We start from the raw sequence: 23,208 nt of genomic DNA, 5'->3' as shown, positions 1-23,208 counted from the left end.
CGATCACTTGTCACAAGTTCATGCCGCGCAGATCACGTGAAGATCACAGAGTTGAGGAGTGGTCACCTTTGCTCCGCTGAACGGTCACACTCCGGCTGACATCCGGTCAGATTTGCTCGGATCGCGTCTCCGACCGCCGCGGCGCGAACTCCACCGGCAACGTGCGCAGTCCCCGCATGATGAGTCCGCCCCGCCACCTCAACTCGGCCGGATCGGACGCCAGTCGGAGGTCGGGCAGCCGGGTGAGGAGGGTGGCCAGCGCGGTTCGGCCCTCCAGCCGGGCCAGCGGGGCGCCCAGGCAGTAGTGGATGCCGTGGCCGTAACCGAGGTGCTGGTTGTCACGGCGGGAGAGGTCGAGCACGTCGGGGTCGGTGAAGCGCGCCGGGTCACGGTCGGCCGCCGCGAGGACGACGAGGACGGGATCGCCGGGCGCGATGTCCTGTCCGCCGATGCGGAGCGGTTCGGTCGCGAACCGCCAGGTCGCCAGCTCCACGGGGCCGTCGTAGCGCAGAAGTTCCTCGACTCCGGTTTCCAGCAGGGAACCACCGTCGCCGCCGTCCTCGGCGAGCGACCTCTGCAGCCGTTCACGCTGCTCCGGGTGGGTGAGAAGGGCGTAGGCGCCGTTGCCGATGAGATTGACCGTCGTCTCGAACCCGGCGAACAGCAGGATGAAGGCCATCGCGGCGGCCTCGTTCTCGGTGAGGTGCTCGCCGTGGTCGGAGGCGCGGATGAGGCCGGAGATGAGGTCCTCGCCGGGGGCGGGCCGAGCGGGCAGCTCCGCGCGTTTGCGGTGGATGAGTTCCAGCAGATAGCCGCGCATCTTCTTCACCGACCGCGCGACACCGCCCCGCGGCCCCCCGCCGTGCCGGATCATCATCCCCGCCCAGTCCCGGAAGTCGTCCTGGTCCTCCCGCGGGACGCCGAGCAGGTCGCAGATGGCGTAGATGGGCAGCGGGAAGGCGAAGTCGTGGATGAGGTCGGCCTCGCCCTTCCCGGCGAACCGGTCGAGCAGACCGTCGGCCAGTTCCTGCACCCGGGGCGCGAACTCGGCCACCCGGCGGGGCGTGAACGCCTTGCTGACGAGCCGGCGCAGCCGGGTGTGGTCGGGCGGGTCGATGTTCAGCAGATGCGTCATCAACTCTGCCTTGCGCTCACCGGGGATGCCGGTCTTCCCCTTGGCGTGGGCCGGCTCGTCGTGGTGCGCGGGGTTCTTGGACAGCCGCTGGTCGGCGAGGGCCTCCTTCGCGTCGGCGTACCGGGTGACCAGCCAGGCCTCGACACCGCTGGGCAACTCGGTGCGGTGCACGGGGGCGTGCTCGCGCAGCCAGGCGTACGCGGGATAGGGGTCGGTGGCGAACTCCCAGGTGAACAGCTCGGGAGCGGGCGGGACGTCGGCCGGGAGACGGGGCTGGTTGGTCACGCCTCGACGGTAGCGGGCTCCCGGGCGAGGCCCACGCCCACCCGGACGCCCCCCGGCCGCCCGGACCCCGGGCGAAACCCACGCCCACCCGGACGCCCCCCGGCCGCCCGGACCCCGGGCGAAGCCCACGCCCACCCGCGCGCCCCGCAGCGGCCCGACTCCCGGGCGAAACCCACGCCCACCCGGACGCCCCCCGGCCCCCCGGCCGCCCGGCTGCCGACGTCCCACCACCCTCCGCCCTCCGCGCCGCCCCGCGCGCCGCGCCCCGGCTCAGTGGGCGGCGGCCGTGCTAACCCGCAACTCCTTCGGCGGCCCGGATCGCGTCCCGGTACGTCCGGGCCGCCGCGCGCAGCGCCGCCTCGGGGTCCACGCCCCCGGACTCCGCTCGGGCGGCGAGGGCGAGCAGTTCGTAGCCGACGCCCTCGGCCGCCGGCAGCGGCACGTCCAGTCCCGCCGTCCGAGCCCGCGCCACCAGCTTGGCGGCGAGGGCCAGTCCGGGCTGGTGGAGGGGCACGCCGTCCGTCACGGACTCGCGGCGTTTCTCGGCCGCCTTGGTGCGCAGCCAGTGCTCCTTGACCTCCTCCGGGGTGGTGGCCGTGGCGTCGCCGAAGACATGGGGGTGGCGGTGGATCAGTTTGGCGACGATCGTGCCCGCGACGTCGTCGACGGAGAACGGGGACTCCTCGTCCTCCTCGGCGATGCGGGCGTGGAAGACGACCTGGAGCAGCACGTCGCCCAGTTCCTCGCGCAGTTCGTCGCGGTCGCCGTCCTCGATCGCCTCGACCAGTTCGTACGACTCCTCCACCGCGTACTTCGCCAGGCCCTTGTGGGTCTGCCGGGAGGACCAGGGGCATTCGGCGCGGATGCGGTCCATGACCTGGACGAGGTCGAGGAGGCGGGCCCCGGGCAGGTCGTAGGAGGCGGGGAGCAGTTCCAGCTCGGGCATCGCCACACGGCCCGAGCCCGCCAGCCGGGCCAGCCCGTCGGTGAGGGCGGGTTCGCCCTCACCGGTCGCCACGACCACGACCGTGCGGCCGCCGGCACAGGCGGCGAGGAGGTCCTCCGCGGTCGGGGACGTCTCCTCCACCGTGAGCCCCGCGTCGCGCAGATAGGGCAGCTGCGGATGCGCGCCGTCAGCGCACAGCACCCGGTCCGCCGTGCGCAGAGCCTGCCAGGCAGGCCAGGACAGCAGGCCGGGGGCGACGCGGTGGCTGGTGGTGAGCAGGACGACGCGGCCGGGGGCGGAGGGGCCTTCGCGGACCGGGGCGGGACCGCTGGACGGGCGGCCGTCGAAGGGGCTGGATGCGTTCACCCCTCGAACGTAACCCACACCCGCCGACCGCCCCACGAGTTGTCCACAGGCCCGGTGCATTCGTCATACCGGTCGGGTCGGCGGGGCGGCGCCGTCACGTCGTCTGCTGGGTCCCCGCCGTCGAGATCTCGCGTACCCAGGGGGTCTTCGCGTCGACGCGGGCGACCTTACGGGCGTCCCAGCTGCCGTAGCGCGGGTTGAGGTCGACGTCGAGCGTCCTGGACGTCTTGGACAGGGCGTTCCAGAACTCGGGCCGGCTGGTGTTCGTGCCGAGTTCGGTGGCGAGTTTCTGGGCCTCCAGCTGGAGGCGGAGGTTCTCGTCCAGGCGCTGCGGCGGGATGCCGTACTGCTGGAGCCACGCCTTCTGCAGTCCCTCCGTCCCACCGGCCTGCTGTTCCAGGCCGGCCCGCATCTCCTGGACCTCGTGGGGCGTGACGGTGATGCCCGCGTCCTCGGCGGCCCGCTGGAGCACGCGGTCCAGGACCATGCTGTGCAGGGTGTCACGGGCGAGGGTGCCGGTCTGGGCGACGGCCTGCGCGTACTGCGCGTCGTCGGTGACAGCCGCGCGCTGGGCGGCGCGGACCTCATCGACCCGGCTCTCCAGCTGCGCGACGGTGATCCGCTGCCCGCCGACGACGGCCGCCGCGCCGGGATGCGCGTCGTTCCCGCAGGCGGCCAGAAGAGGGGCCGCCGCGATCACGGCGGACAGCAGGAACGCGGTGCGACGACGGCGGTGCAAGGAAACCTCCCGAGGAGTTTGTGCGACGGTGCACAAAGTCTTGCGGTGATCGATGGTAGGCAGTGGGGCGGCTGGGGCCAACCCATTCGACCAACGATTCACCAGGACTTCGGGCACCGCCTCGCCCGCTCGCCGCCCGCTCGTCGGTGCGAGCGCTCAGCCCCGCGCGTCCACCGCGTGCTCGACGGCGTCCGCGACGTCCGCGCGAAGGCCGTCGCTCGGGGCCACCGTGCGGACGTTCACGCTCGCGCGCGTGGCATCGCCCACCAGGACGAAGTCGACCTTCTTGTACTGCGGCGCCGTCGCCTCCGCCGCCGCGGCCTCCGCGTTTCCCACGGCGAGGACGACGTCGCAGGAGCGCTGCAGAAGGCCGTTGAGGAAGGGGCGCGCGTTGCCGGTGCTCTGTTCACCGGTGACCTGCGCGTAGCTCACGCGCGCGTGCGTCTTCAGGGACGCGTCCCGCATGCCCTGCCAGACCGTGGCCGCGGTGGTGTCGGCCGTGACGCCCTTGTCACCGGTGAGGAGACAGGCGTCGATGTCCGTGTAGGCACGGGCGCGCGTGTCGGGGACGGGAGGCCGGCTGTCGTGGGGGAAGAGGAGGACCGCGGTCACGGTGAGCGCGGCCGCGACGGCGAGCACGCCGGCCGTGAGAACGAGGGTGCGTCCCCGCAGGGCGCGCAGCCAGGTGACGGCGGCGCGTCCGAGGGCGAACATCCGCCCGCGGCGCGCCTTGTCCGCCATCCGCGTCCTGCGCGCCTGGGACACCTGTCTGACCTGCTTGCTCACGGTCGCTCCCCTATACCCCGGTATACCCCGGTCGGCCGCTGCGGCCAGGCCCGCCACGCGTGCGTGGCCGCGCCCGCCGTTGACAGCGCGATCAGCACCAGGTCGAGCCCGAACAGCGCCCCGTGCGTGTCGACCGGCGTCAGCGAGAGCTCGGTGATCCAGGCCGCCAGCACCGCGCTGAAGGCGCCGAAGGCACACCAGTCGGCGCGGGAGCGTCGGCGCAGGGCGAGAACGAGGGACGGGGCGGGGCACAGCAGTCCCAGACTGAGGACGGGCAGCAGTGCGAAGCCCACCCGGGCGACAGGTGTGCGCAGCACCGCGCCGGCCACCGCCCCCGCGAGGACAATCCTCATCTCTCGCTCCCCTCCTGTCTCGGGTGATCCGATCAGCCGACGATGGCCACCGGGGCGTCCCACATGTCGCGGTCCACGGTGATCGTGTAACCGCCGCGGGTCTCCTTGCTGTTCACCAGGTACTGGTGACCGCGGCTGTGGTTCGTGAACTGGGTGGCGCCCCACGGCCAGTCGGTGGTCGTGGTCTCCTTCTTGTCCCACAGGGCGTACCAGAGGTTGCCCGGCAGGTCCGTCTTGTTCGTCGCGGTGGCGATGGCCTTGGCGCTGGAGCTGCTGAAGCCGTAGTAGCCGCCCCGGTAGATCTTGGCGCGGAGCGTCTTGGTGAAGGAGCGCACATACGCCAGCACGGCGTCGTTGCACGCCTTGTTGGTGGTGTCGTAGGGCTCCATGTCGAGATAGATCGCGCTGCCGGCCTTCATGCCGAGCGCCGATGCCTTGGCGACCGCGTCCGCGCCGTCGGTCGCGCCGAGGGAAGTGGCCGTGGCGGCCGTGATCTTCTCGGGGCTGGAGCCGGTCTGGCAGGGCGGCTGGGCGCCGACGTAGATCGGGATGAGCCTCATACCGACCGTGTTGACCGACTTAACCCAGGAGGCGGTCAGGTTGGGCTGCGCGCAGCCACGGTTCTTGCCGCCGACGTAGACGGCCGCGCCGCCGTAGTACCCGTCGGTCTTCCACGCCTTCATCGCGGCCAGCGAGGGCGCGGTGCAGGCGTCGAACGCGCGGCCGGTGTAGGTCTTCTGGGCGGGCCAGGTGGTGGCCGCCATCGAGGTCTGCGCCGCTATCCCGGCCCCCGCGACAACGGCCGCTCCGGCCACGCCCCACGTGATGTATCTGCGCTTCCTGGACTGCCGGTGCTCGGCCATCCCCACCCCATCGTTCGTCTCTGTGTACGGCGCTGTTGCCGCGTGGGCCTGTGGCGTCTGCCTGTGCCAGGCCGAAGTCCCCTGAACCGGTACGACGATACGGTGTCGACTCGACGTCCGTACCGGCGGATCGCACCGTAACCCGCGTCACCCCAGCGATCGGGAAACACAGCTCCCCCATAGCGGCAAGATTTGTCCACGTCACAGTAAAGAAGCGACGGCGTGGAGCGGTCCGCCGGTGTCCTACCCTGGCCCTCTGCTTACTTGGGGGGCGACATGACGATGCCGACGACAACGACGGTGGCGGGCGCGGAGAGACGGCTCGCGGGCGGCTGGGCCCAGCGGATCGGATGGGGATTCCTGGTGTGGGGCTCACTCGGCCTGCTGGTCTGGGTGCCGTTCCTCTACGTGGCGATCCGCCGCGGTCACTCCTCGGACTGGGCGGCCTTCGCCTCTTTCGCGCTGTACGAGTGCGTGACCCTGCCGTGGGCGGTGATGACGACCAGCGGCGACGGGGATCCGTTCCTCGGCCTCGTCTTCATCGTGTCCCTGCTGACGGCGACGGGCCTGCTGCTGTTCGCGATGTTCGACGAACGCCTCCCGCCCGCCCAGCCGGCGTACGGAGTGATCGGCACGCCTGCGGGACAGCCGACGTATCAACAGGGGTATCCGTACGGGCGTTGACCTCGGGTCCCGTTCTGCGCGGAGGCCGCGACGACGGAGGGGCGGACCTGAACCATCCGCACACCCGCGGAGTACGAGCGGGCGTTTTTGATCACCCTTTGAGCAAAACGAGAGTTCGCTGTGTCCATAGCCTCCATATGGTCGGCATGGCCCCCGTCACCGTCGGGCCGGCTCTCTCCTCTCTCAAGGAATTCCATGCGCCTCCCCTTCCGTACCGCCCAGCTCCTGGCGGTAGCGGCCCTGCCTCTTGCCCTGACCGCCACCGCGTGTTCCTCGGACAGCGCGGGCGAGGCCGCCACCGCCTCCCCGACCCCGACGAAGGCGAAGGACCCCAACGAGGGCCTGCTGACGGGCACGCAGCTCAAGAAGGCGCTGGCGCCGGCGTCGTACTTCGCAGCCGGGTTCGCCGTTGACCCCGAGAGCACGCGGGACACCGGTGACACCTACCGGGCCCCGGCCACCCGGAGTGCCGCCAAGCCGGACTGCACGCGCTTCGGCAGTACCGGCTGGATCGACCTCAGCGGCATAGAAGGGGTGTCGTTCGCACAGGACTCCTACGTCGGCAAGAACACGTCCTCGGAGCTCGACCAGGAGGTCGACGTCTATCGGGGCACGACCTCGACCGACGTGATGACGGCCCTGACGAAGGTCGTCGAGGCCTGCCCCAGCTACCCCGACGCCGACACCAAGTCCAAGGTGAGGATCACCGGCGCCGCCACCCCCGGTCTCGGCGACGACGCCTACACCATCACCCTCACCGACGACGCCTGGGAATCCGGTAGCACTCTGATCGCCGTCCGGGTGGGCACGGCCGTCGTCAGCGTCCTCTCCACGGACGGTGCCGACAACGGCGCCGCCAGCGCGAAGAAGCTGGCGGAGCAGGTCGTTTCGTCGCTGAAGACAGCCGCCTGAGATCTGCCGACCGCAGCGCGCCAGGCGGGCCATGCGCCACGAAGACTGCCCGGCGCGCTGCGGTCGCTTTCCCCCTCGCGCGAGAGGTGGTAGGACGTCCGTTCCGGCCGATCGAAACCACCTCGTCGGCCGGAACGAGCGGCCCTCACTCCAGGCACCTGCCATTCCCTGGTTCCCCAGCGACCCCAAACCAGGGCGGGCCATGAACTCCCGGCCTGACCTCGAACACGACGCGTTCCGCAGCCGAGTGCAGCAGGCGTTCTTCAAGCGACGCTCTGCCACGTCCCCGCAGTACGCCACCCTGCGCGGAGTCCCTGGTGCATCAGGCGAACCGCGTGATAACTGCCCATTGGAAATCGATGAACCGGCAACAGTTGTCGTTGTCCGTGTCGGATTCGAGCACCTCCTGCGAGAGACCTTCGGTGTGGAGTACAGCCTCATAGCAGGCGGACAGAATCTCCAGGACCGAGTCCGCGTCGAAGTCTGTGGCCGCGCAGTCGAAGAGCAGTGACACCGCCGCCACCGGCTGCGTCGCCGGCGCCTGGCTGTCACCGTGGCCGTGGCCGCCCGAGAGAGCGCCGAGCACCGCCGCCGACGCCGCCAAGCCCGAGGCCGTGATCCACGAAGCAGCGCTCCGTATCAGGGTCGCCGGCCGGTCCGCTTCACGTGCGCAACTCACCCGGATTCTGGAGCTGTCCGAGGCGAAGCACATCAGTGTGCGGGTCGTCCCCTTCGGTCTGGACGACTTCGCGGGCGCCGGAAGTGCCATGGTGTACGTGGGCGGAGCTGTTCCACGCCTGGACACCGTCGTACACGATGCCCCGCACGGCACGGGCTTCGTCGACTCCGAAGCCCAACTGGATCACTTTCGAAAGCTGTTCCGTAGGGTTCAGGGGGAATCGCTGGACCCCGGTGAGTCACGTGACCTCATCCACAAACTCGTCAAGGAACTCTGAGGAGAACCATGGCCGTCCCTCTCAAGTGGCAGAAGTCGTCCTTCTCCGGCGGCGGTGAAGGCAACGACTGCCTCGAACTCTCCTCCACGTCCACGACTCTCCACCTCCGGGAAAGCGACACCCCGACCATCACCCTCGCGACCACACCCAGCGCCCTCGCCTACCTCCTGGCCGGCATACGCACCGACGCGATCCCCCGCCAGGCGTGACTCAGCCTCGGGCCACCCGCAGGGGAACCGACCACCACCAGCGACAGGCGTCGCCCACTGACGTTGCGATCAACTCTGCAAGAAACGCGCGTGGTCCCTCGCGCACCTCGGCCGTCGGCCGGAGCACCGGCACGGCGGGTATGTGAAGGACGCCGAGCCGGACTGAGGGTCCGTCTTCCTCACTCAACCGCTCCAAGTATCTCCCGCCAAGGACATCGCCCGTGACCTGAGCGAGTTCTCACAGAATTCCTCACAGAAATGGTTGCTCGCGATCAGCATTTGGGGTTGCACACCCAGATTTACTGCTTCAGCAAGTAGGTTGCCTTTAGCGTGATTCCGCCCAAGCAGATATGGCTCATCGATCTTTGCTGCACCGGCACGGCTGGGCAGCTTGGGATAGATTCTCAATGCCTCGTCGGCGGCGTCCGCCAAACCGATGTGCGCCTCGGAAATATCATATGGTGGAGCCGTCAGGCCCTCGCATCGTTCCTCATCCGTAGCTGGAGGACTCCGTGACCATCGCTGCTCGCCTCGTCACCACCATCGCCGCTCCACTGGACCCGGCGTCAGCAGAGGCTCCGCGGGTGTTGCACTCGTCGGACCGCCGGATACTCGTTCAGCGTGACGACATCGAGTTGGTGGCCCTTGAGTTGGGCATGCTCAACACAGGTCGAGCGCCGGAGATCCGCTTCCCGGCGCCTTGGCCGCGCCACTTCGGATCGGTGACTGTGTCACTGGAGCAGGATGCAGCAGTATTCGCGGGCCTGCATGCGGTGCGGGCAGTAGAAGCGAACGGTACGACGCGGTGGGAAGTGGAACACGGCTGTTGGGCTGAGAACTGTTCCCAGAGGCACCAGTCGTTCGACGAATACGCCCACGACAAGGATCATTTCTATGCCGACAGCGGCTCAGCAGCCTTCAACTCAGATGGCAGGCTTGTCTGGGCCCATGTCCTCGGCCCGTTGGGCCATGACAGTGACACAGAGGACGATCAGGAGCTTTGGGCGGTCCTGGACGCCACGACCGGAAGAACCTTGGGGCGTGCGAAGACCATGACAGTGGCCTCCGGCTCTGAGCAGACTCCGCACCCAGACCCCGCCCAGATGGGGCTGAGTATCGGTGAGGGCGAGGAGGGGTCGCCTGTGCTGTGGGGGCGCTGGGATGGGCAGCGACTGTCCACTGAGCAACTTGGCATCGAGCGGATTCTCCTTGCAGTGAGCCCATCCGGGCAGTACCTCCTCACCGTTCCCGTAGGCCAGTGGGCCCTCTCGCTTCACCAGGTGGAGGATGGGTCGATTCTGCGAAAACTGGATGCAGAGGGCACTGTGCCCGCCCACCCGAGGAGTACTGGTGAAGAGAGGGTGTTTTGGGACTATGAAGCAGCCTTCATCGACGAAGACAACATCGTTGCCGGAACCTCCGAATGCGACGCCCGGTACGACACAGTTCGGCACTGGCTGGTGGATGTGCGCAGCATGACCCTGCGTGGCGAAATCATTTACCCCTTCACTGTCTCTGGGCCTGCCCGTTCTGCAGGGAGTGGCGCATGGTACACAGTCTCCAAGGATGGGACGTCTGTACATCTGTGGCACTTGGCTGACGAGAACTGATACTGCAGCACAAACCGGACAACACATGGTGGCCCGCCAACAGTAGCCGGCGGGCCACATTCACAACATGGGAATTCAGCCTGTGGCATGGCGGCTAATTCTATGTGAGCCAGAACATCCTGAACCGTGTCTTGTCAGCAGCTCCTCGGAATCTCTTCCCACCCAGTTCCATGGTTGTCTCCACCAGTGGTGCACAGATTCCTCTGCACACATTTCTCGATGTTCCTCCATAGACGACCTCATAGTCAGGGTTATCCTTCGCCCAGTTGAAGATGGCCTCCTCTGCGTGCTCGAAGGCTGGGTTGCCATCTTTAGTGAACCTGCCGGGGACCAGAGATCCTTGGATAAACTCCTCACCGTCTTCGAGGACATTCTGACCAATCGCGCTGATGTCCTTACCCCCCGCCAGTGAGACCTTGTGGAGGATGTCACCTGTGGTTTTATGACGCACTCCAACCACCGCTACCGTCGACCAGCCATGGCCCCTGCCCCACTGCTGCTTCAGGTCGTCGGCGCGCTTCTGTGCAGCTTTCGCCCCCTCCTCATAATCGCAGTTGTGGACGAGGACGGGGGTTTCGCCAGCTGTCACATAGTAGGTGTGGAGGGTGCCGATCGTGAGGTCGTACGTCGTGGTGTTCGCGTGGTACAGCCGGACGCCCGTGACCTCGGCCGTGCTGGTCGGTGTCTGGAGGATGTCGCCGGGGTTGAGGTCTTTGGCCTCGACGAAGGCGGACTGGGTCTTGTCGTAGAAGGGGTGGTGGAAGGTCGTCTGGAGATGCGCGTCCTGCGTGGCCGCTTCGGACGCGGTGCTGACCGCCGCCATCGGCTGCGTCGCCGGCGCCTTGCCGTCACCGTGGCCGTGACCGCCCGACAGTGCGCCCAGCACAGCCGCCGACGCCGCCAGGCCGAACGCCGCCTTGCGCGCGACCTTCTTGCCGAGTGATTTCACCCCGGTCTTCGCGCCGGACTTCTCAGCAGCCTTCTCTGCGGACTTGCCCGCCGCCCCCTTCACCGTCACGTCCACGAAGTCGTGGTCCGTGTGCGTCACGATGACGGCAGTCACCTTGTGGGCCTGCGTACCTGTCACGCCCGGCACCGAGTTGGTGATCTTCTCGCCCACCCGGACCTGGTCGATGGCCTTGGTCGTCCCGTCGGCCATCAGGACAGGCGTCGAGCCGGTGAAGCTGTGGCAGGTCGGACCGGACTCGTCCGAATGGGAGTGAGACTTCGACCCCGCCCCCTCAGAATCCGCCCGGGAAGTCGCCGCCTCCGTCGCGTCCGTCGCCGCTGTTTCCTCGGCTTCCGTCGCGCCCTTGCCGAAGAGGCCGCCGACGACCTTCATCGCCTTCGGGGCCGCCTTCGCCAGCAGCTTGCCGCCGATCTTGCCGAGGGCGCCGCCCAGCGCGCCGGCGATCGCACCCGTCACCGCAGCGCCCGCGAACGCGCCCGCGCCGCAGTCGTCGCCGCCGTTCTCCGCGCACGCGAAGCCCTGCTCCACCAGGGAGCCGACCGCGCCCGCCGCCGCAGCGCAGCCGATCGAACCGACACCGGCCGTCAACGCCTCGCAGCCCGCGAAGACCGCCGTCGAGACCACGAACGAGGTGATCGCCGCCGCGTGGTGCTTGGCGTACGTGACGGTGGCCTTCGCCGCCTTCACCGTGGCGTGGTACGCCGTCCTCGCCGCGTGGGCGACCGCGTGCGCCGCCTTCTTCACGGCGTGCGTGACCTTCTTCGCCGCCTTCTTGACGGTGTGGACGACCCGGTGCACCACCCGCGACGCCTTGTGGTACGCGGTATGCACCGCATGCACCACCCGGTGATACGCGCGTCTCACCTTCCGTGCCGTGTAGTGGTAGACGCGCCGCACCACCCGCACCGTCGCGTGGTACACGTCCCGCACGTGGTGGACCACCCGGTGGGCCGCGTGCTTCACGGCGTGGACGACCTTGCGGGCCGCGTGCTTGACCGCGTGGTAGACCTTGTGCGCCGCGTGCTTCACCGCGTGGCTGACCTTGTGCGCGGTCTTCTTCGCACCGCACACCACGTCGTACCAGGAGCAGTTGCCCGACTCGTCCGTGCCCGCCATCGGGTTGTCGTCGACGTACGCGAACGGGTTCGCCGACACCGAGTTCGGGACCGGGTTCAGCGAGACGCTGTCCTTGTTGAGGAACACGCCCGTGTCCGGGTTGTACCAACGGGACGCCGTGCCCACGTCACCCGTGCCGGGCTCCGTCCAGCCGGACTGGAAGCCCAGGTGACCGACGACCGTGTCCGTCGGGGAGACCACCTTGCCCAGCGGGTCGTACGACGCCGAGCCGGTCAGGGTCGTCGCACCCGAGGTGAAGGAGCCGACCACGTCGTTGTGCTGGTCGGTGAGGGCCAGGACCGCCGAACCGCCGGTGTCCTTGACGCCCACCAGGCCGCCGCCTGGATCGTAGGTGTAGGTGTCGTCGCCGTCGGAGGCGACGGTGTTGCCCGCGCCCGAGTAGGAGAAGGTGCGGGTCGCGCCCGTCGACGTGACGCGGTCCGTGATGTTGCGGCCCGTCGCGTCCAGCGTGTAGGACTGCTCGCCCGCGACGATCTGCCCGCCGAACGCGTCCGTCTTGTACGCGACCGTGCCGCCCGCCGTCGACGACTCCTGCGTCATCGTGCCGCGCGCCGAGTAGGAGTAGGTGTGCGTGCCGTCCGAGGTGAGTTCGTCGCGCTCGTCGTAGGTGTAGACGTCGGCGCCGTTGCGGATGCGGTTGCCCGACGCGTCGTACGCGTACGAGGTGGCGGTGGACCCGTTGTTCCAGGACGTCAGGCGGTTCGCCCAGTCGTAGCCGTAGGTGTTCGACGACGCGCCCGAGACGCCCGTCGTCGTCTTCGACGTCAGGTTGCCGTTCTCGTCGTAGCCGTAGGCGAAGCTCGCCATCGTCGAGGCGCCCTGGACGAGGACGTCGTTGGTCAGCTGGTGGGCGCTGTTGTAGGTGAAGGTGCGGGTCTGCCCCGTCGAGCCGTACTTGACCGTCTTCAGGTCGTTCAGCTGGTCGTAGGTGTACGTCAGCTGGTTGCCCGTCGCCGGGTCGTTCAGGGAGGCCAGGCGGCCCGCCGTGTCGTAGCCGTACGTCGTCGTGCCGGCGACGTCGGTGCGGGAGGTGACGTTCGCGTCGTCGTTGTAGGCGAAGCTCGACGTGCCCGCCGAACCGGACGTCGTCAGCAGGTCGCCGCGGTCGTCGTAGGTGAACGCGTCGTGCGTGGCGGCCTGGTGGTCGGCGGCGCCGGTGATCCCGGCCTCGTCGGTGTCGGCCGACAGGACGCGGCCGTCGGCGTCGTAGGTGAAGCTGCGCCTCGCGGTCGCCGCGTCGGCGCCCGTGCCGGACATCGACTTCAGTTGGCCCACGTTGTCGTACGTCATCGACGTCGTCGTGCCGCCCGGGAGGGTGACGTTGGCCAGCTGCCCGTCCGCGTCGTAGGCGAACGTCGTCGTCGAGTCGGCGGCCGAGCTGTACTGGGCCGTGGTCGGCTCGGTGATCCTCTCCTGCTGGCCCCACGGGGTGTACGCGTAGCGCCAGGAGTTGCCGCGGCCGTCGGTGAAGCGGGTGCGGTTGCCGGCCGCGTCGTAGCCGAAGGTCGTGGTGATCGACGTCGAGGCGTCGACCGGCTGGATCTCCTGGGTGACCGTGCCGGCCGCGTCGTAGGTGAAGTGGCTGGTGTGGCCGCGGGCGTCGGTGGCGGCGGTCAGGTTGCCGACGCCGTCGTAGGCCTGCGAGGTGGACCAGAGCTGGACGTTGTTCGCGTCGTACGCGCGCGTGGTCGTCGGGTCGCCGGCGGCGTTGTAGTCGGTCTGGGTCCAGGTGTTGTCGGGCAGGATCGTCTTCTGCTGGTTGCCCTCGAAGTCGTAGGTGTAGCGGGTGGTGTTGCCCGCGCCGTCGGTGACCGAGGTGACGTCACCGACCCGGTTGTAGCCGTAGGAGGACTTCACACCGCCCGGCGAGGTGGTCGAGGAGGCGTGCGCCCCGTAGGGGTTGCCGGTGGTGACCGCGTAGGACGTGGTGCTCGTGAGGGCCTTCGTCGACGGGTAGCGCTCCATCGTCGTCGAGGTGACCTGGCGGCCCAGGTAGTCGTACGTCGCCTGGGCCTGGGCGCCCGCGCCGTCCGTCGCGGACAGCTGCTCGCCGTTCTTGTCGTACACGGCGTGCGTCTTGGCGCCGTCGGGGTCCGTGACCTGGGCGACGTCGCCCGTCTGGTCGTAGAGGTAGGAGGTCGTCCTCCCGCCGGGCGAGGTGACGGAGGTCTGGTTGCCCTCGCTGTCGTACGTCCACACGGTCGTGCCCGCGTTCGGGCTGGACGCGCCCGCCGGGGTGTACGAGGGGAGCGTCTCGGAGACCTTGTTGCCCTCGGCGTCGTAGACGGTCGTCGTGACCAGGCCGTTCGGGTCCTGCTCCTCGACCGCCTCGCCGAAGGTGTTGAAACCGCTGGTGGTGACCGGGCGGACGGTGGACGCGGTGGTGCCGTCGGGCTCCGCCTGGACGGCCGGCGCGGTGGTGACCGCGAGGTTGCCGGCCTCGTCGTAGGCGTAGTCGGTGGTGTGCTGCTCGGCGTCCGTCATGGACGTCGGCAGGCCGCGCTGGTCGTAGGTGTACTTGGTGGTCTGGGCGTCGGAGGAGCCGACGGTGCCGCCGCTGCGCCCCTTGCCGTAGAGGGAGGTCACGTCGGTCGCGGCGAGCGCCCGCTGGTAGACCTGTACGTCGGTGACCTCGCCGTTGACGACGTCGGAGGTCGTGCCGCCGGCCGTCTTGGCCCCTCCGACGGACAGCGGTCCTGTGCCGGTCCACGGCGAGGGGTCGGTGGCGGAGCCCGCCTGGGCGCCGTTGACGTACAGCTTCATCGAGCCGTTGCTGGAGTCGAAGACACCGACCAGGTGGGTCCAGGTGTTCAGCGGCGCGGCCGTGGACGCGGTGGCGTCGTAGTACGCGGACGGGGAGGCCACGTCGGCGTTGGCCGCGTGGAAGCGGAAGGCGTTGTCGGTCTTGGAGTACTGCAGGTAGAAGGAGGACCGGTTGGCGCCGCCCTGGGCGACGAAGGTGCGGAAGGTGGAGGCGTCGGCGAGGTTCACCCACGCCGAGACGGTGTACGAGGCCGTGGTGTCCAGGACCGGGCTGTTGGTGGCGATGACGTCACCCGTGCCGGTCGTCGTGCCCGCGAACTTGGCCGCGTCGTCCGCCCAGGTGACCCCGGGGCCCGCGGTGGCCGTGTTGCCGGTGCCGGAGGCGTCCGTCACCGAGCGGCCGGTGGTCTGGTTCAGCTTCCACCAGGCGGCCGGGTGTCCGGAGGCGTCCCCGTACAGCGTCTCGGCGAGCAGGTTGCCCATGTCGTCGTAGGTGTTGGTGGTGGTGCGGTCGTAGCCGGAGGAGTCGTGGTCGTTCTCGGAGGCGACCTGGTCGTCCGGGGTGTACGACACCGTGGTCACGCGGTCCACGCCGGTCGGGTCCAGCTCGGTGGACGTGGTCCGGGAGGCCGCGTCGACGGTGTACTTGGTGACCGTCTCGCCGTTGTCGGTGGTCGACTGGGTGAGGTTGCCGGCCGCGTCGTAGACGTCCGACTCCAGCGTGTAGGTGCTGTCGCCGTCGGCGCTGGTGCGCTTCACGGTCGAGGTCAGACCGTCGTCGGTGTAGGTGTACGCGGTGGTGTTGCCCATCGCGTCGGTGATGGAGGCGAGCCGTCCGGCGGGGTCGTAGGCCCGGGAGGACTCGGTGAGGAGCGCCGCCGGCTGCGGGTTCACCGGGTCGCCCGTGTACATCAGGCCCTGCGTCAGCAGATCGCCGTTGTCGTTGTAGGTGTACCGGGTCTCGGTGCCGGCGGTCGTCACCTCCTTGGTCTTGTTGCCGGAGGTGTCGTACGTGTACGTCGTCGTGTTGCCGTTGTCCGCGCCCTCGGCCGCGTTGGCGTCGGACTCGGTCAGGACCCGGTCGTAGGCGTCGTAGGTCCAGTTCTGGGTGCGGGAGTGGTCGCCGCCGCTCGCGTCGGCCACCGTCTGCGAGGTGACGTTGCCGTCGTCGTCGTACACGGAGGTGGTGACGCCGGCGTGGGTGGCGCCTGTGACACGGTCCGTGAGCTGCGGGTCGTGCTCCTCGAGCACCTGACCCGCGGTGTCGTACCTGTACGACGTCACCAGGCCGGCCGGGTAGGTGTCGGAGACGACCTTCTCGGTGAGGACCTGGCCGAGACCGTCGTAGGTGTAGGAGGTGGCGAGCCCGACGGCGTCCGTCGTGCCGGCCACGTCACCGTTCTTGAGGTACGACACCTGGTTCACGGCGCCGCCCGGCGAGACGGTCTTCACCGGCAGGCCCTTGGGGACCACCCCGCCGTCGGCGGACGGGTAGGCGCCGGTGCCGTCGCTGTAGACGGTGGTCGTGGAGCGCCCGGCCGGGAAGCCGGGGACGGCCGGGCCGGTGATCGCGGTCTGGTTGCCCGCCGTGTCGTAGGTGAACGAGGTGAGGTACGTGTTGTCGGTGGCCGAGGCCGACCGGCCGTCGCGTTCGGTCAGCAGCTGGTCGTTGCGCGGGTCGGCGGTGGTCAGCTGGGCCGTCGTGTCGTCGGGGTAGTACGTGTAGTACTCGGTGTTGCACTTGTTGGCGGCCTGGTCCTGGCAGGACGTCGACGAGACCACGTTGCCGCGCACATCGTGACCGGTGATGACCACGGCACCGTTCGGGTCGGTCACGGTGTGCTCGAAACCGGCCGAGTCGTAGCCGAAGCTGGTCTTGTTGCCGAGGCCGTCGATCTCCGTGAGGGCACGGTTGCCGTTGGTGACGTCGTACGTGTACTTCAGGGCCGCGCTGGTCGGGGAGGTGACGGTCACCGTCTCGACCGGAAGGAGACCGGTGGAGTTCTGCGCGGCCTCGTAACTCTGCGCCACGTCCGCGGCCGAGAGCTGCGAGCGGAAGAGGGCGACCTCGGCGACGGAGCCCTGGAAGCGGGTCGCGTAACCGGTGTTGGAGGTGGAACTGGTGTGCGCCTCGTCCGGCCAGTTGCCGCCGGCGAAGCCCGCGCCGACGTAGGTGTACGGCTGTCCGGTCATCGCGGCGGTGCCGGTCTGGGTGCCGACGAGGGCGCCGTCGAGATAGAGGGACTGGCTGGTGGCGCCGGTGGAGAGGACCACCTGGTGCCACTTGCCGTCGGTGACCGCGGCGGCGGAGACGAGCGGTTTGGTGGAACCGCCGGAGAAATAGAACTCGCCGTGCAGTTTTCCGCTGCTGCCCACGTAGAGGACGGGCGTGTAGCTGGTCGTCGTGGTGCCCGCGCTCAGCGGATCCTTGGACGCGCCGAGGAGGACACCGTTCGCGGTGGTCGTCTTGAACCACATGCTCGTGGACTCCGCGCCCGAGCCGGGCAGCGAGCCGCTCGGCAGGGTCAGCGAGGAGGTGGTGCCGTCGAAGGCGGCGGCCTTCTGGTCGCTGAAGGGGCCGGCCGAGCCGAGGGTGACCGCACTGTAGGCGCCGTTGCCGCCGCGCACCTGGTCGACGGCCGTGGTCGCGCCGGCGGCCTCGCCGAGCCGGAAGTACTCGCTCGGGGCGGCGCCGAGGACCGCGCCCCGGTAGGTGTCGCTGGATCCGCTGACGGTGGGGGCGCCCAGCACCCAGGTTCCGCCGTTCTCGTCCGTCATCTGCGACAGCACGGTGGAGTTGGTGTCGTACGTCATCGCGGCGTAGGTCTTGCCGGACGGCCGCTTGATCGAGGTCAGCAGGGACTCGCTGTGCGTGCCGTAGGTGTAGAGGGCGTTGACGTCGGCGGCGACCAGAGGACGGCTGTACCAGCCGACGTCGGCGATGGAGCCGTTGAACCAGGTGGCGTGGCCGTCGTCGTCGGTGTACGACGGGTGGTCGGGCCAGCTGCCGCCGAGGAAGCCGGTGCCGAGGTAGTTGAAGGACTGGTTCTTGCCGAACGCGGTCGCGCTCTTGATGGAGATGGTGCCGGTGCGCGAGCCGACCTTGGCGTTGTCCAGATAGAGGCTCTGGGAGTTGCCGGCCGCGGACAGCACGACGTGGTGCCACCTGCCGTCGGCGACCGAGGCCGACGACACGATCGGGTTGATGCCGCCGCTGTACCAGAACTCGGCGTTCAGCTTGCCGTCGCTGCCGACGTAGATGGACGGCGTGTAGAAGCCGGAGGCCTGCCCGGAACCGATCGGCTGGGAAGCGTAGGAGTAGAGGACACCGGGGCCGGCCGACGTCTTGAACCAGAGCGACAGCGCACCGGAGTCGGTGTCGTTGCCGAGGTTCTTCGGGAGCGAGACGTCGGAGTTCGTCCCGTTGAACGTGGCCGCCTTCGAGGAGGAGCCGGTCAGCGGACCGGTGCTCTGCCCGACGCTGACGTTCTCGTACGTCGCGTTCGTGGTGCCCTCGTTGGCGAGGACGGCGTCCTTGGCGCTGGTGCCGGAGGTCTCCGACAGCGGCCAGAAGGTGTGCGGGTCGAGGTCGAGCGCCGCGTTCTGGTAGCCGGTGCCGGTGGTGTAGCCGTACACCGTGCACTTCGTCGTCGACAGCGGCGAGCACACCTTGGTGAGCTGGTCGCCGGTGTAGCCGTAGTTCCACGTCTGGACGGTGTTCGCGTCGCCGGCCGTGACCGCGTCGGTGACGACGGTCGCGACGTGCGCGGCCAGCGCGCCGGCCGGCGTGGACCAGGTGAGGCCGAGCGAACGGCCGGAGACCGCCGACGTCATCTTGGTGATGTGGCCACTGGACCAGGTGAGGTTGAGGGCACGGCCGTTGGCGTCGGTGACGGAGGTCAGACCGTAGGCGCCCGAGCCCAGGGACTGGGTGAAGGTGTAGAGGGTGTCGTCCTTGTCGGTGAGCGTGTAACCGCCGGTCACCGTCTTGAAGGTGGCGAAGCGTCCGTTGCCGGGCGTGAAGGTGCCGTCGCTGTTCTTGCCGTAACCCGCCTGGGAGCCGTCGGGGTAGGTGACCTGGACGCTCGCCACCGCGCCGGACGCGGTGTACTGCTCGGTCGCCTTCGCGTCGAGGATGGACGACCAGCCCGCGCCGAACGCGCCCGTCCAGCGCGGGTCGCGGGAGTTGTAGTCGCGGTCGATGTCCAGGGACGGGCCGACGGTCGAGATCGAGGCGTCGGTGTCGGAGGTGGTGTAGTTGCCGATCGACGCGTCGAAGCCGTGGTCGCTGCTGTTCTGCGACAGACCGGAGGTGATGACGGTCTCCGGGACCTGGACGGATATCTCGTAGGGGTCGGCCGGTGAGTAGAGGTTGGTGGCCGAGTCGTAGGCCTGGACAGTCCAGGAGTACGACTTGCCCCAGGCGAGCTTGGCGGCGGGGACGGTCCAGTCGCCGGTGGAGACCAGCCCCGAGTCGGCGACCTTGGTGCCGGCCGCGTCGTAGACCCGGAACAGGTACTGGTTGTTGCTGCCGGAGCTGGAGTTGGCGCCGCCGGCCCAGGCCGTGAACTCGGGAGTGGTGGTGCCGACGACCGCGTTGTCCGCCGGGAACTGCTCGTAGAGCTGCGGGGCGGTGTTGCCGGTGTACGTGACCACGATCTTGGGACCCTTGGCCGGGTCGTTGAAGGAGCCGAACTGCTTCCAGTGCAGGGCGTCCGAGGTGGACGCGTAGATCCCGAGACCGTGGTCGGCGGTGGTGCCGCTGAGCCAGCCCTGGATCGCGGAGGTGGACAGCGAGACGGTCACCGTGTCGCCCACGCTCCGGTCGGCGATCTTGTTGGCACAGGCGTTGGGGACGGTCGGCGTGGCGTTGCCGATCGAGGCGCCCATGGACGGGCCCGGGTAGCTGGTCACGCCCTCGGGGGTCCAGGCGCTGGTGACGAGCGCGACGTCGAAACGTTCCGGCGTGCAGGTGGCGGCCCAGGTGTCGAACAGCTGCAGGCTCGCGGCGGTGACGGTGGCGCCGCTGCCGTCCCAGGCGGTGTCCCAGTGGTTGACGAAGCTGTTCGCGGAGTGGGCGCCGGCGTCGTAGGAGCCGACCTTGATGGTCTGCTCGTAGGAGTGGTCGATGTTGTTGCCGGTGCCGGACTCGGCGTAGGTGGTGGTCCAGCCGTCCGTGACGACGGGGTCGACGGTGACGGGGAAGACCCGGTCGCCGCTGTGCAGCCAGGCGCTGTCGAGGGTGACCCGGAGTGTGTAGCCGTCACCGTTCTTCACCAGCTCGGTGGTGACGGCGTGGGTGGTGGCCGGGTCGCCGGAGCGCGGGTCCACCTTGGAGTCGTAGGCGTACGACGGAGGGATGCGCTCGACGGTCTTGCCGGCGGAGTCCCGCAGGTCGATCCAGCCGTTGGGGGTGCTCTGGACCGGCGTGAGGCCCTGGAGGGTGAGGGGGAAGGTCCAGCTGTTGGCCACGTCGGCGGAGTCGAGGACGACGGACTCCTTCACGCCGGTGGCGGTCGGCGCGAGCTTCAGGTCGGTTCCGGGGAGAATCTGGTCGTACGAGACGGTCGAACCGTCGGCGTCGGCCTTGACCGGGGCCGCGCCCTCGAGGCCGTAGGCGATGCGGTGCTTCGTGTCGGTGGCGAGGGAGGTCAGCGCGGGGTCGGTGGCCTTTGCGGCGAAGTCGACGTCGACGGAGTTGGCCGCCTCGTGCCAGCGGCCGTCCGGTCCGGCCCGCACGTCCACGTCGATGGGAGCCCATGTGCCTTCGCCGACCTGGTAGTTGACGGGGTTCGGGGAGATCTGGCGGGTGACGGAGCCGTCGGCGTTGTCGTAGACACTCTCGGTGCGGGTGGACTTGGCGGCGTTGCGCTTGCTGGTCTTGGCGTCGAAGCCGGCGGCGCCGGCGCTCCGGCCCGCCTTCGTGGCCGGCTTGTGCGCCTGGTAGGGCGGGAGTTCGCCCTTGCCCTTGCCGGGGACGTGGCCCGCGCCGCGGTGGGCGGCGGTCGCGGCGGCGCCGACCTGGTGGCGGTGGCCGGCCGCGGTGCCGGACTGCTGGTGCGGCACCTTGCCGAACTGCGGGTCCGTGAACCAGGACGCGAGGGAGGCCAGGCTCATGCCCGGCAGCTCGATGCTGCCGAACTCCCGTCCCTCCGCGACAGCCTGATCGGTCGTCAGCATGAGTACGAGAGTGGTGAGCAGCAGCGCGGCGAATCCGCGCAGGGTTCTGCGGGAACGAAACGCTCCGCTCGTACGTCTACCAGTGCGGAGTCGGGGCGTACTGCGCTTGCGGGACGCACGGCGGGCGCGGGACGCATGGCGCGAACGCGGGTTCAGCGGCCGGGAAGGCAGCACGGCAGGACTCCAACACATCGGAAAACGACACAGAAGCCCGCCGATCCTGCCCGCTGTGGATCATGTGTGAACAGCTTCACGGTGAGGTCTTGCACGCGCCTTGACCAGTCGTTACAGAAACTGACCGATTGGCTGTCGCACATCCGTTAACGACCACTACGGTTCTTTGCCGACCCATCGAGCGGGCCAGACCGAAACTTCACCCTCGGGGTGATCTCATGGATGGATCTCGACGTGCCCCCGCAGCCACGGATCGTGCGGCGTCCCGTCCTGCCGCACCCGGTGCGCGTCTCCTCGACCGTCGCGAACTCCGTCCGCAAGTCGGGCAGTCCCGGACCGGGCCTCGGGCCAGGGAGCGGTTCACGCAGCCGGGCGATCAGCCCGCGCGGAGCGTACGCGTCAGACAGCCCGAAGCTCGATCGCGTTATCCCAGGTCACTGCAGCCCCATCAGTCCTCGCACTGCTTCAGCATCATCGCCTTGTCCGCCGTGGTAACCGGGAGGTCGTACTTCAACGACACCTGAGCAAAGCGCACCACGTAGGAGCAACGGATCTGCTTGTTCGGGGGCAGCCAGGTCGCGGGCCCCGAGTCGCTCTTCGCGCCATTGGTCGGTCCGTCCACCGGGATCAGGTTGAGCGGGTCATTGGCGATATCCTCACGCTTGCCCTTCGTCCAGCGCGAGGCACCCATCTGCCAGTCGTACGACAACGGCATGACGTGGTCTATCTGGACTGTCGTCGCGCGGGACTTGGCCCACTCGATCGTCTTCCCGGTGTACGGATCGTGCAGCGTCATGGTGGTGACGATGCAGTCAGAGCCAGCCCGGAAGCGGACACTCTCGCCATCGCGTTTCAAGAGATCGTTTCGCGAGTCACACCCGTTGCGGGCGAAGGGAATGCCGCCCGGAGCCGAATCCATCCACGCGTAGCCGAACTTGTCCCGCTCGTACCCCGTCTTGGGGCCGCGCCCCTTCGTCGCCACCTTCTCGATCAACGACCGCGCCTTGGCTTCGTCCGCGGTGGAGGTGATCGCCGCCAGCCCTGGCTTCGTGCCGTCCGGATTGTCCAGCGGGTTCACAGCCCGACCGTTGCCGACGGCCGAAGCGGCAGAGCCGGAAGGTCCGCTGTGCGCAGGTGGAGCAATGTCCTTGCAGCCGGTGGCCACAAATCCGGCGGCCACCACTACGGCGGATGCCATGAGGACACGCCGTCCTCCATTGCTGTGCCTCATGTGCCTCTCAGTAGGCATACCGCACCACCCCCTGGATGAGCTGCGAAAAGTCCGCGATGGCGCCGCGAAGCATAGAGATAACGCGGGTGTCGCAGGAGTTGGAGTCGGTGTCCGCCCAGGCGGAGCCGAACTTCTCCCGTTCGTAACCGGTCTTGGGCGCACGGCCCTTCACGGGGAGCGTCTTCGCGGCCGCGAGAGCCGCTCCGCCGCCCGCCGCCGCCCCGCCTCCGGCCTCCCCGGTACCGGCGCCCGCTCCGGCTCCGGGGCCGGCGGTCGGATCGGTGCACCCGGACGCCGTCACGGCACACATCAGCACGACGGCGACCGTCGCCCCGCCCCTCAGACGCTTCACGCGCCCCTCCCCTTGCTGCCCGCTGCCACCCCGCTACAGGGCGGATTCCCCTGGCGGGGCCTCGCACACACGGTAGCGAGGGGCGTATGGAGGCAGCAGGGCGGGCCGGGCGTCACGGGCTCCGGTGGGCATTCGGCGCATCCCGGGAATATCGTCGATGGAGTCACCTGAGATTAGGAGCGCTGGATGGGCATCTTCGACAGGTTCAAGAGCAACAAGGCGGTCCAGGGCAAGGCCAGGGACATGTCCGACGCCGCCGAACGGACGGTCAACGAGAAGACCGGCGACAGGTACGAGTCCCAGGTCGACAGCGGGCAGCAGCAGGTGCACAAGCGGCTCGGCATGGACGACGAGGACCGGCCCGAACAGCCGTAGCCCCTCCCCACCGCCGTAGCCCCTCCCCGTCCCACGAAAGCCGCGCCTGTCGCCCGACCCGACCGGGCCCGGCACGCGAAACCGCCTCGGGGGAGATCGCTCCCCCGAGGCGGCTTCGCCGCGCGCGGTAGCGCACGACGCAGTCCGTCGTGGCGGCCACGGCGGCCCCCTGCGCCCTGCGC

15 protein-coding genes and 1 pseudogene are annotated in these 23,208 nt (G+C 69.0%); 6 read left to right on the top strand and 10 right to left on the bottom strand.

The genetic code is table 11. From position 1 onward, the window contains the following. Positions 1-106 precede the first annotated feature (106 nt). The 6 genes from ACFVYK_RS30820 to ACFVYK_RS30795 form a co-directional block, all read right to left on the bottom strand. Positions 107-1,420, bottom strand: a complete 1,314-nt coding sequence (locus ACFVYK_RS30820) for a cytochrome P450 (RefSeq protein WP_389779685.1) — start codon at positions 1,418-1,420, stop codon at positions 107-109. Between the two features lie 289 nt (positions 1,421-1,709). Next, positions 1,710-2,750, bottom strand: a complete 1,041-nt coding sequence (locus tag ACFVYK_RS30815) for a nucleoside triphosphate pyrophosphohydrolase (RefSeq protein ID WP_389779683.1) — start codon at positions 2,748-2,750, stop codon at positions 1,710-1,712. 76 nt (positions 2,751-2,826) lie between these two features. Further along, positions 2,827-3,471, bottom strand: a complete 645-nt coding sequence (locus ACFVYK_RS30810) for a SurA N-terminal domain-containing protein (RefSeq protein WP_389779681.1) — start codon at positions 3,469-3,471, stop codon at positions 2,827-2,829. Positions 3,472-3,627: 156 nt separating this feature from the next. Beyond that, a complete protein-coding gene (locus ACFVYK_RS30805) occupies positions 3,628-4,257 on the bottom strand; it encodes a hypothetical protein (RefSeq protein WP_389779680.1) in 630 nt (209 codons plus the stop codon). Beyond that, positions 4,254-4,610 (bottom strand): hypothetical protein, encoded by a 357-nt coding sequence (locus ACFVYK_RS30800; protein ID WP_389779678.1) that lies wholly within the window; start codon positions 4,608-4,610, stop codon positions 4,254-4,256. The genes ACFVYK_RS30805 and ACFVYK_RS30800 overlap by 4 nt, the downstream gene beginning before the upstream one ends. Before the next feature lie 32 nt (positions 4,611-4,642). Next, a complete protein-coding gene (locus ACFVYK_RS30795; RefSeq protein WP_389779676.1) occupies positions 4,643-5,473 on the bottom strand; it encodes a glycoside hydrolase domain-containing protein in 831 nt (276 codons plus the stop codon). 276 nt (positions 5,474-5,749) lie between these two features. On the opposite strand from ACFVYK_RS30795, the gene ACFVYK_RS30790 reads away from it, so the two are divergent. Continuing rightward, entirely contained in the window at positions 5,750-6,157 is a 408-nt protein-coding gene (locus ACFVYK_RS30790) for a hypothetical protein (RefSeq protein ID WP_389779675.1), read from the top strand. 195 nt (positions 6,158-6,352) lie between these two features. Further along, positions 6,353-7,069, top strand: coding sequence for a hypothetical protein (locus ACFVYK_RS30785; RefSeq protein WP_389779673.1), 717 nt, complete (start codon positions 6,353-6,355; stop codon positions 7,067-7,069). Positions 7,070-7,391: 322 nt separating this feature from the next. On the opposite strand, the gene ACFVYK_RS30780 is transcribed toward ACFVYK_RS30785, so the two are convergent. Beyond that, positions 7,392-7,673, bottom strand: a complete 282-nt coding sequence (locus ACFVYK_RS30780; RefSeq protein ID WP_389779704.1) for a hypothetical protein — start codon at positions 7,671-7,673, stop codon at positions 7,392-7,394. 4 nt (positions 7,674-7,677) lie between these two features. On the opposite strand from ACFVYK_RS30780, the pseudogene ACFVYK_RS30775 reads away from it, so the two are divergent. The 3 genes and pseudogenes from ACFVYK_RS30775 to ACFVYK_RS30765 form a co-directional block, all read left to right on the top strand. Next, positions 7,678-8,025 (top strand): annotated as a pseudogene (locus tag ACFVYK_RS30775) (Scr1 family TA system antitoxin-like transcriptional regulator); the annotation flags it as partial. 8 nt (positions 8,026-8,033) lie between these two features. Continuing rightward, the gene (locus ACFVYK_RS30770) at positions 8,034-8,234 is read left to right on the top strand and encodes a DUF397 domain-containing protein (protein WP_389779671.1); all 201 of its coding nucleotides are present in this window, start codon (positions 8,034-8,036) and stop codon (positions 8,232-8,234) included. A 512-nt stretch (positions 8,235-8,746) separates the two neighbouring features. Next, on the top strand, positions 8,747-9,844 hold the full coding sequence (locus ACFVYK_RS30765; protein ID WP_389779670.1) for a hypothetical protein: 1,098 nt from the start codon (positions 8,747-8,749) through the stop codon (positions 9,842-9,844). 100 nt (positions 9,845-9,944) lie between these two features. Here the strand turns inward: ACFVYK_RS30765 and ACFVYK_RS30760 are convergent, their stop codons facing one another. The 3 genes from ACFVYK_RS30760 to ACFVYK_RS30750 all read right to left on the bottom strand — a co-directional run bounded on the left by ACFVYK_RS30760 (position 9,945) and on the right by ACFVYK_RS30750 (position 22,651). Further along, positions 9,945-20,894 (bottom strand): LamG-like jellyroll fold domain-containing protein, encoded by a 10,950-nt coding sequence (locus ACFVYK_RS30760; RefSeq protein WP_389779668.1) that lies wholly within the window; start codon positions 20,892-20,894, stop codon positions 9,945-9,947. A gap of 622 nt (positions 20,895-21,516) precedes the next feature. Next, entirely contained in the window at positions 21,517-22,266 is a 750-nt protein-coding gene (locus ACFVYK_RS30755) for an HNH endonuclease family protein (protein ID WP_389779667.1), read from the bottom strand. Positions 22,267-22,306: 40 nt separating this feature from the next. Beyond that, positions 22,307-22,651 carry a hypothetical protein gene (locus tag ACFVYK_RS30750; protein ID WP_389779665.1) on the bottom strand — a complete coding sequence of 115 codons (345 nt, stop codon included), beginning with the start codon at positions 22,649-22,651 and terminating at the stop codon, positions 22,307-22,309. Positions 22,652-22,837: 186 nt separating this feature from the next. Between ACFVYK_RS30750 and ACFVYK_RS30745 the strand changes: the two genes are divergently transcribed. Further along, the gene (locus tag ACFVYK_RS30745; RefSeq protein ID WP_389779664.1) at positions 22,838-23,026 is read left to right on the top strand and encodes an antitoxin; all 189 of its coding nucleotides are present in this window, start codon (positions 22,838-22,840) and stop codon (positions 23,024-23,026) included. Positions 23,027-23,208: the final 182 nt, after the last annotated feature.

It is taken from the genome of Streptomyces sp. NPDC058291 (genome assembly GCF_042880855.1).
GTDB lineage: Bacteria > Actinomycetota > Actinomycetes > Streptomycetales > Streptomycetaceae > Streptomyces.
The sequence above is the reverse complement of the archived record's forward strand: the minus strand, read 5'-3'. Positions and strand labels throughout refer to the sequence as shown.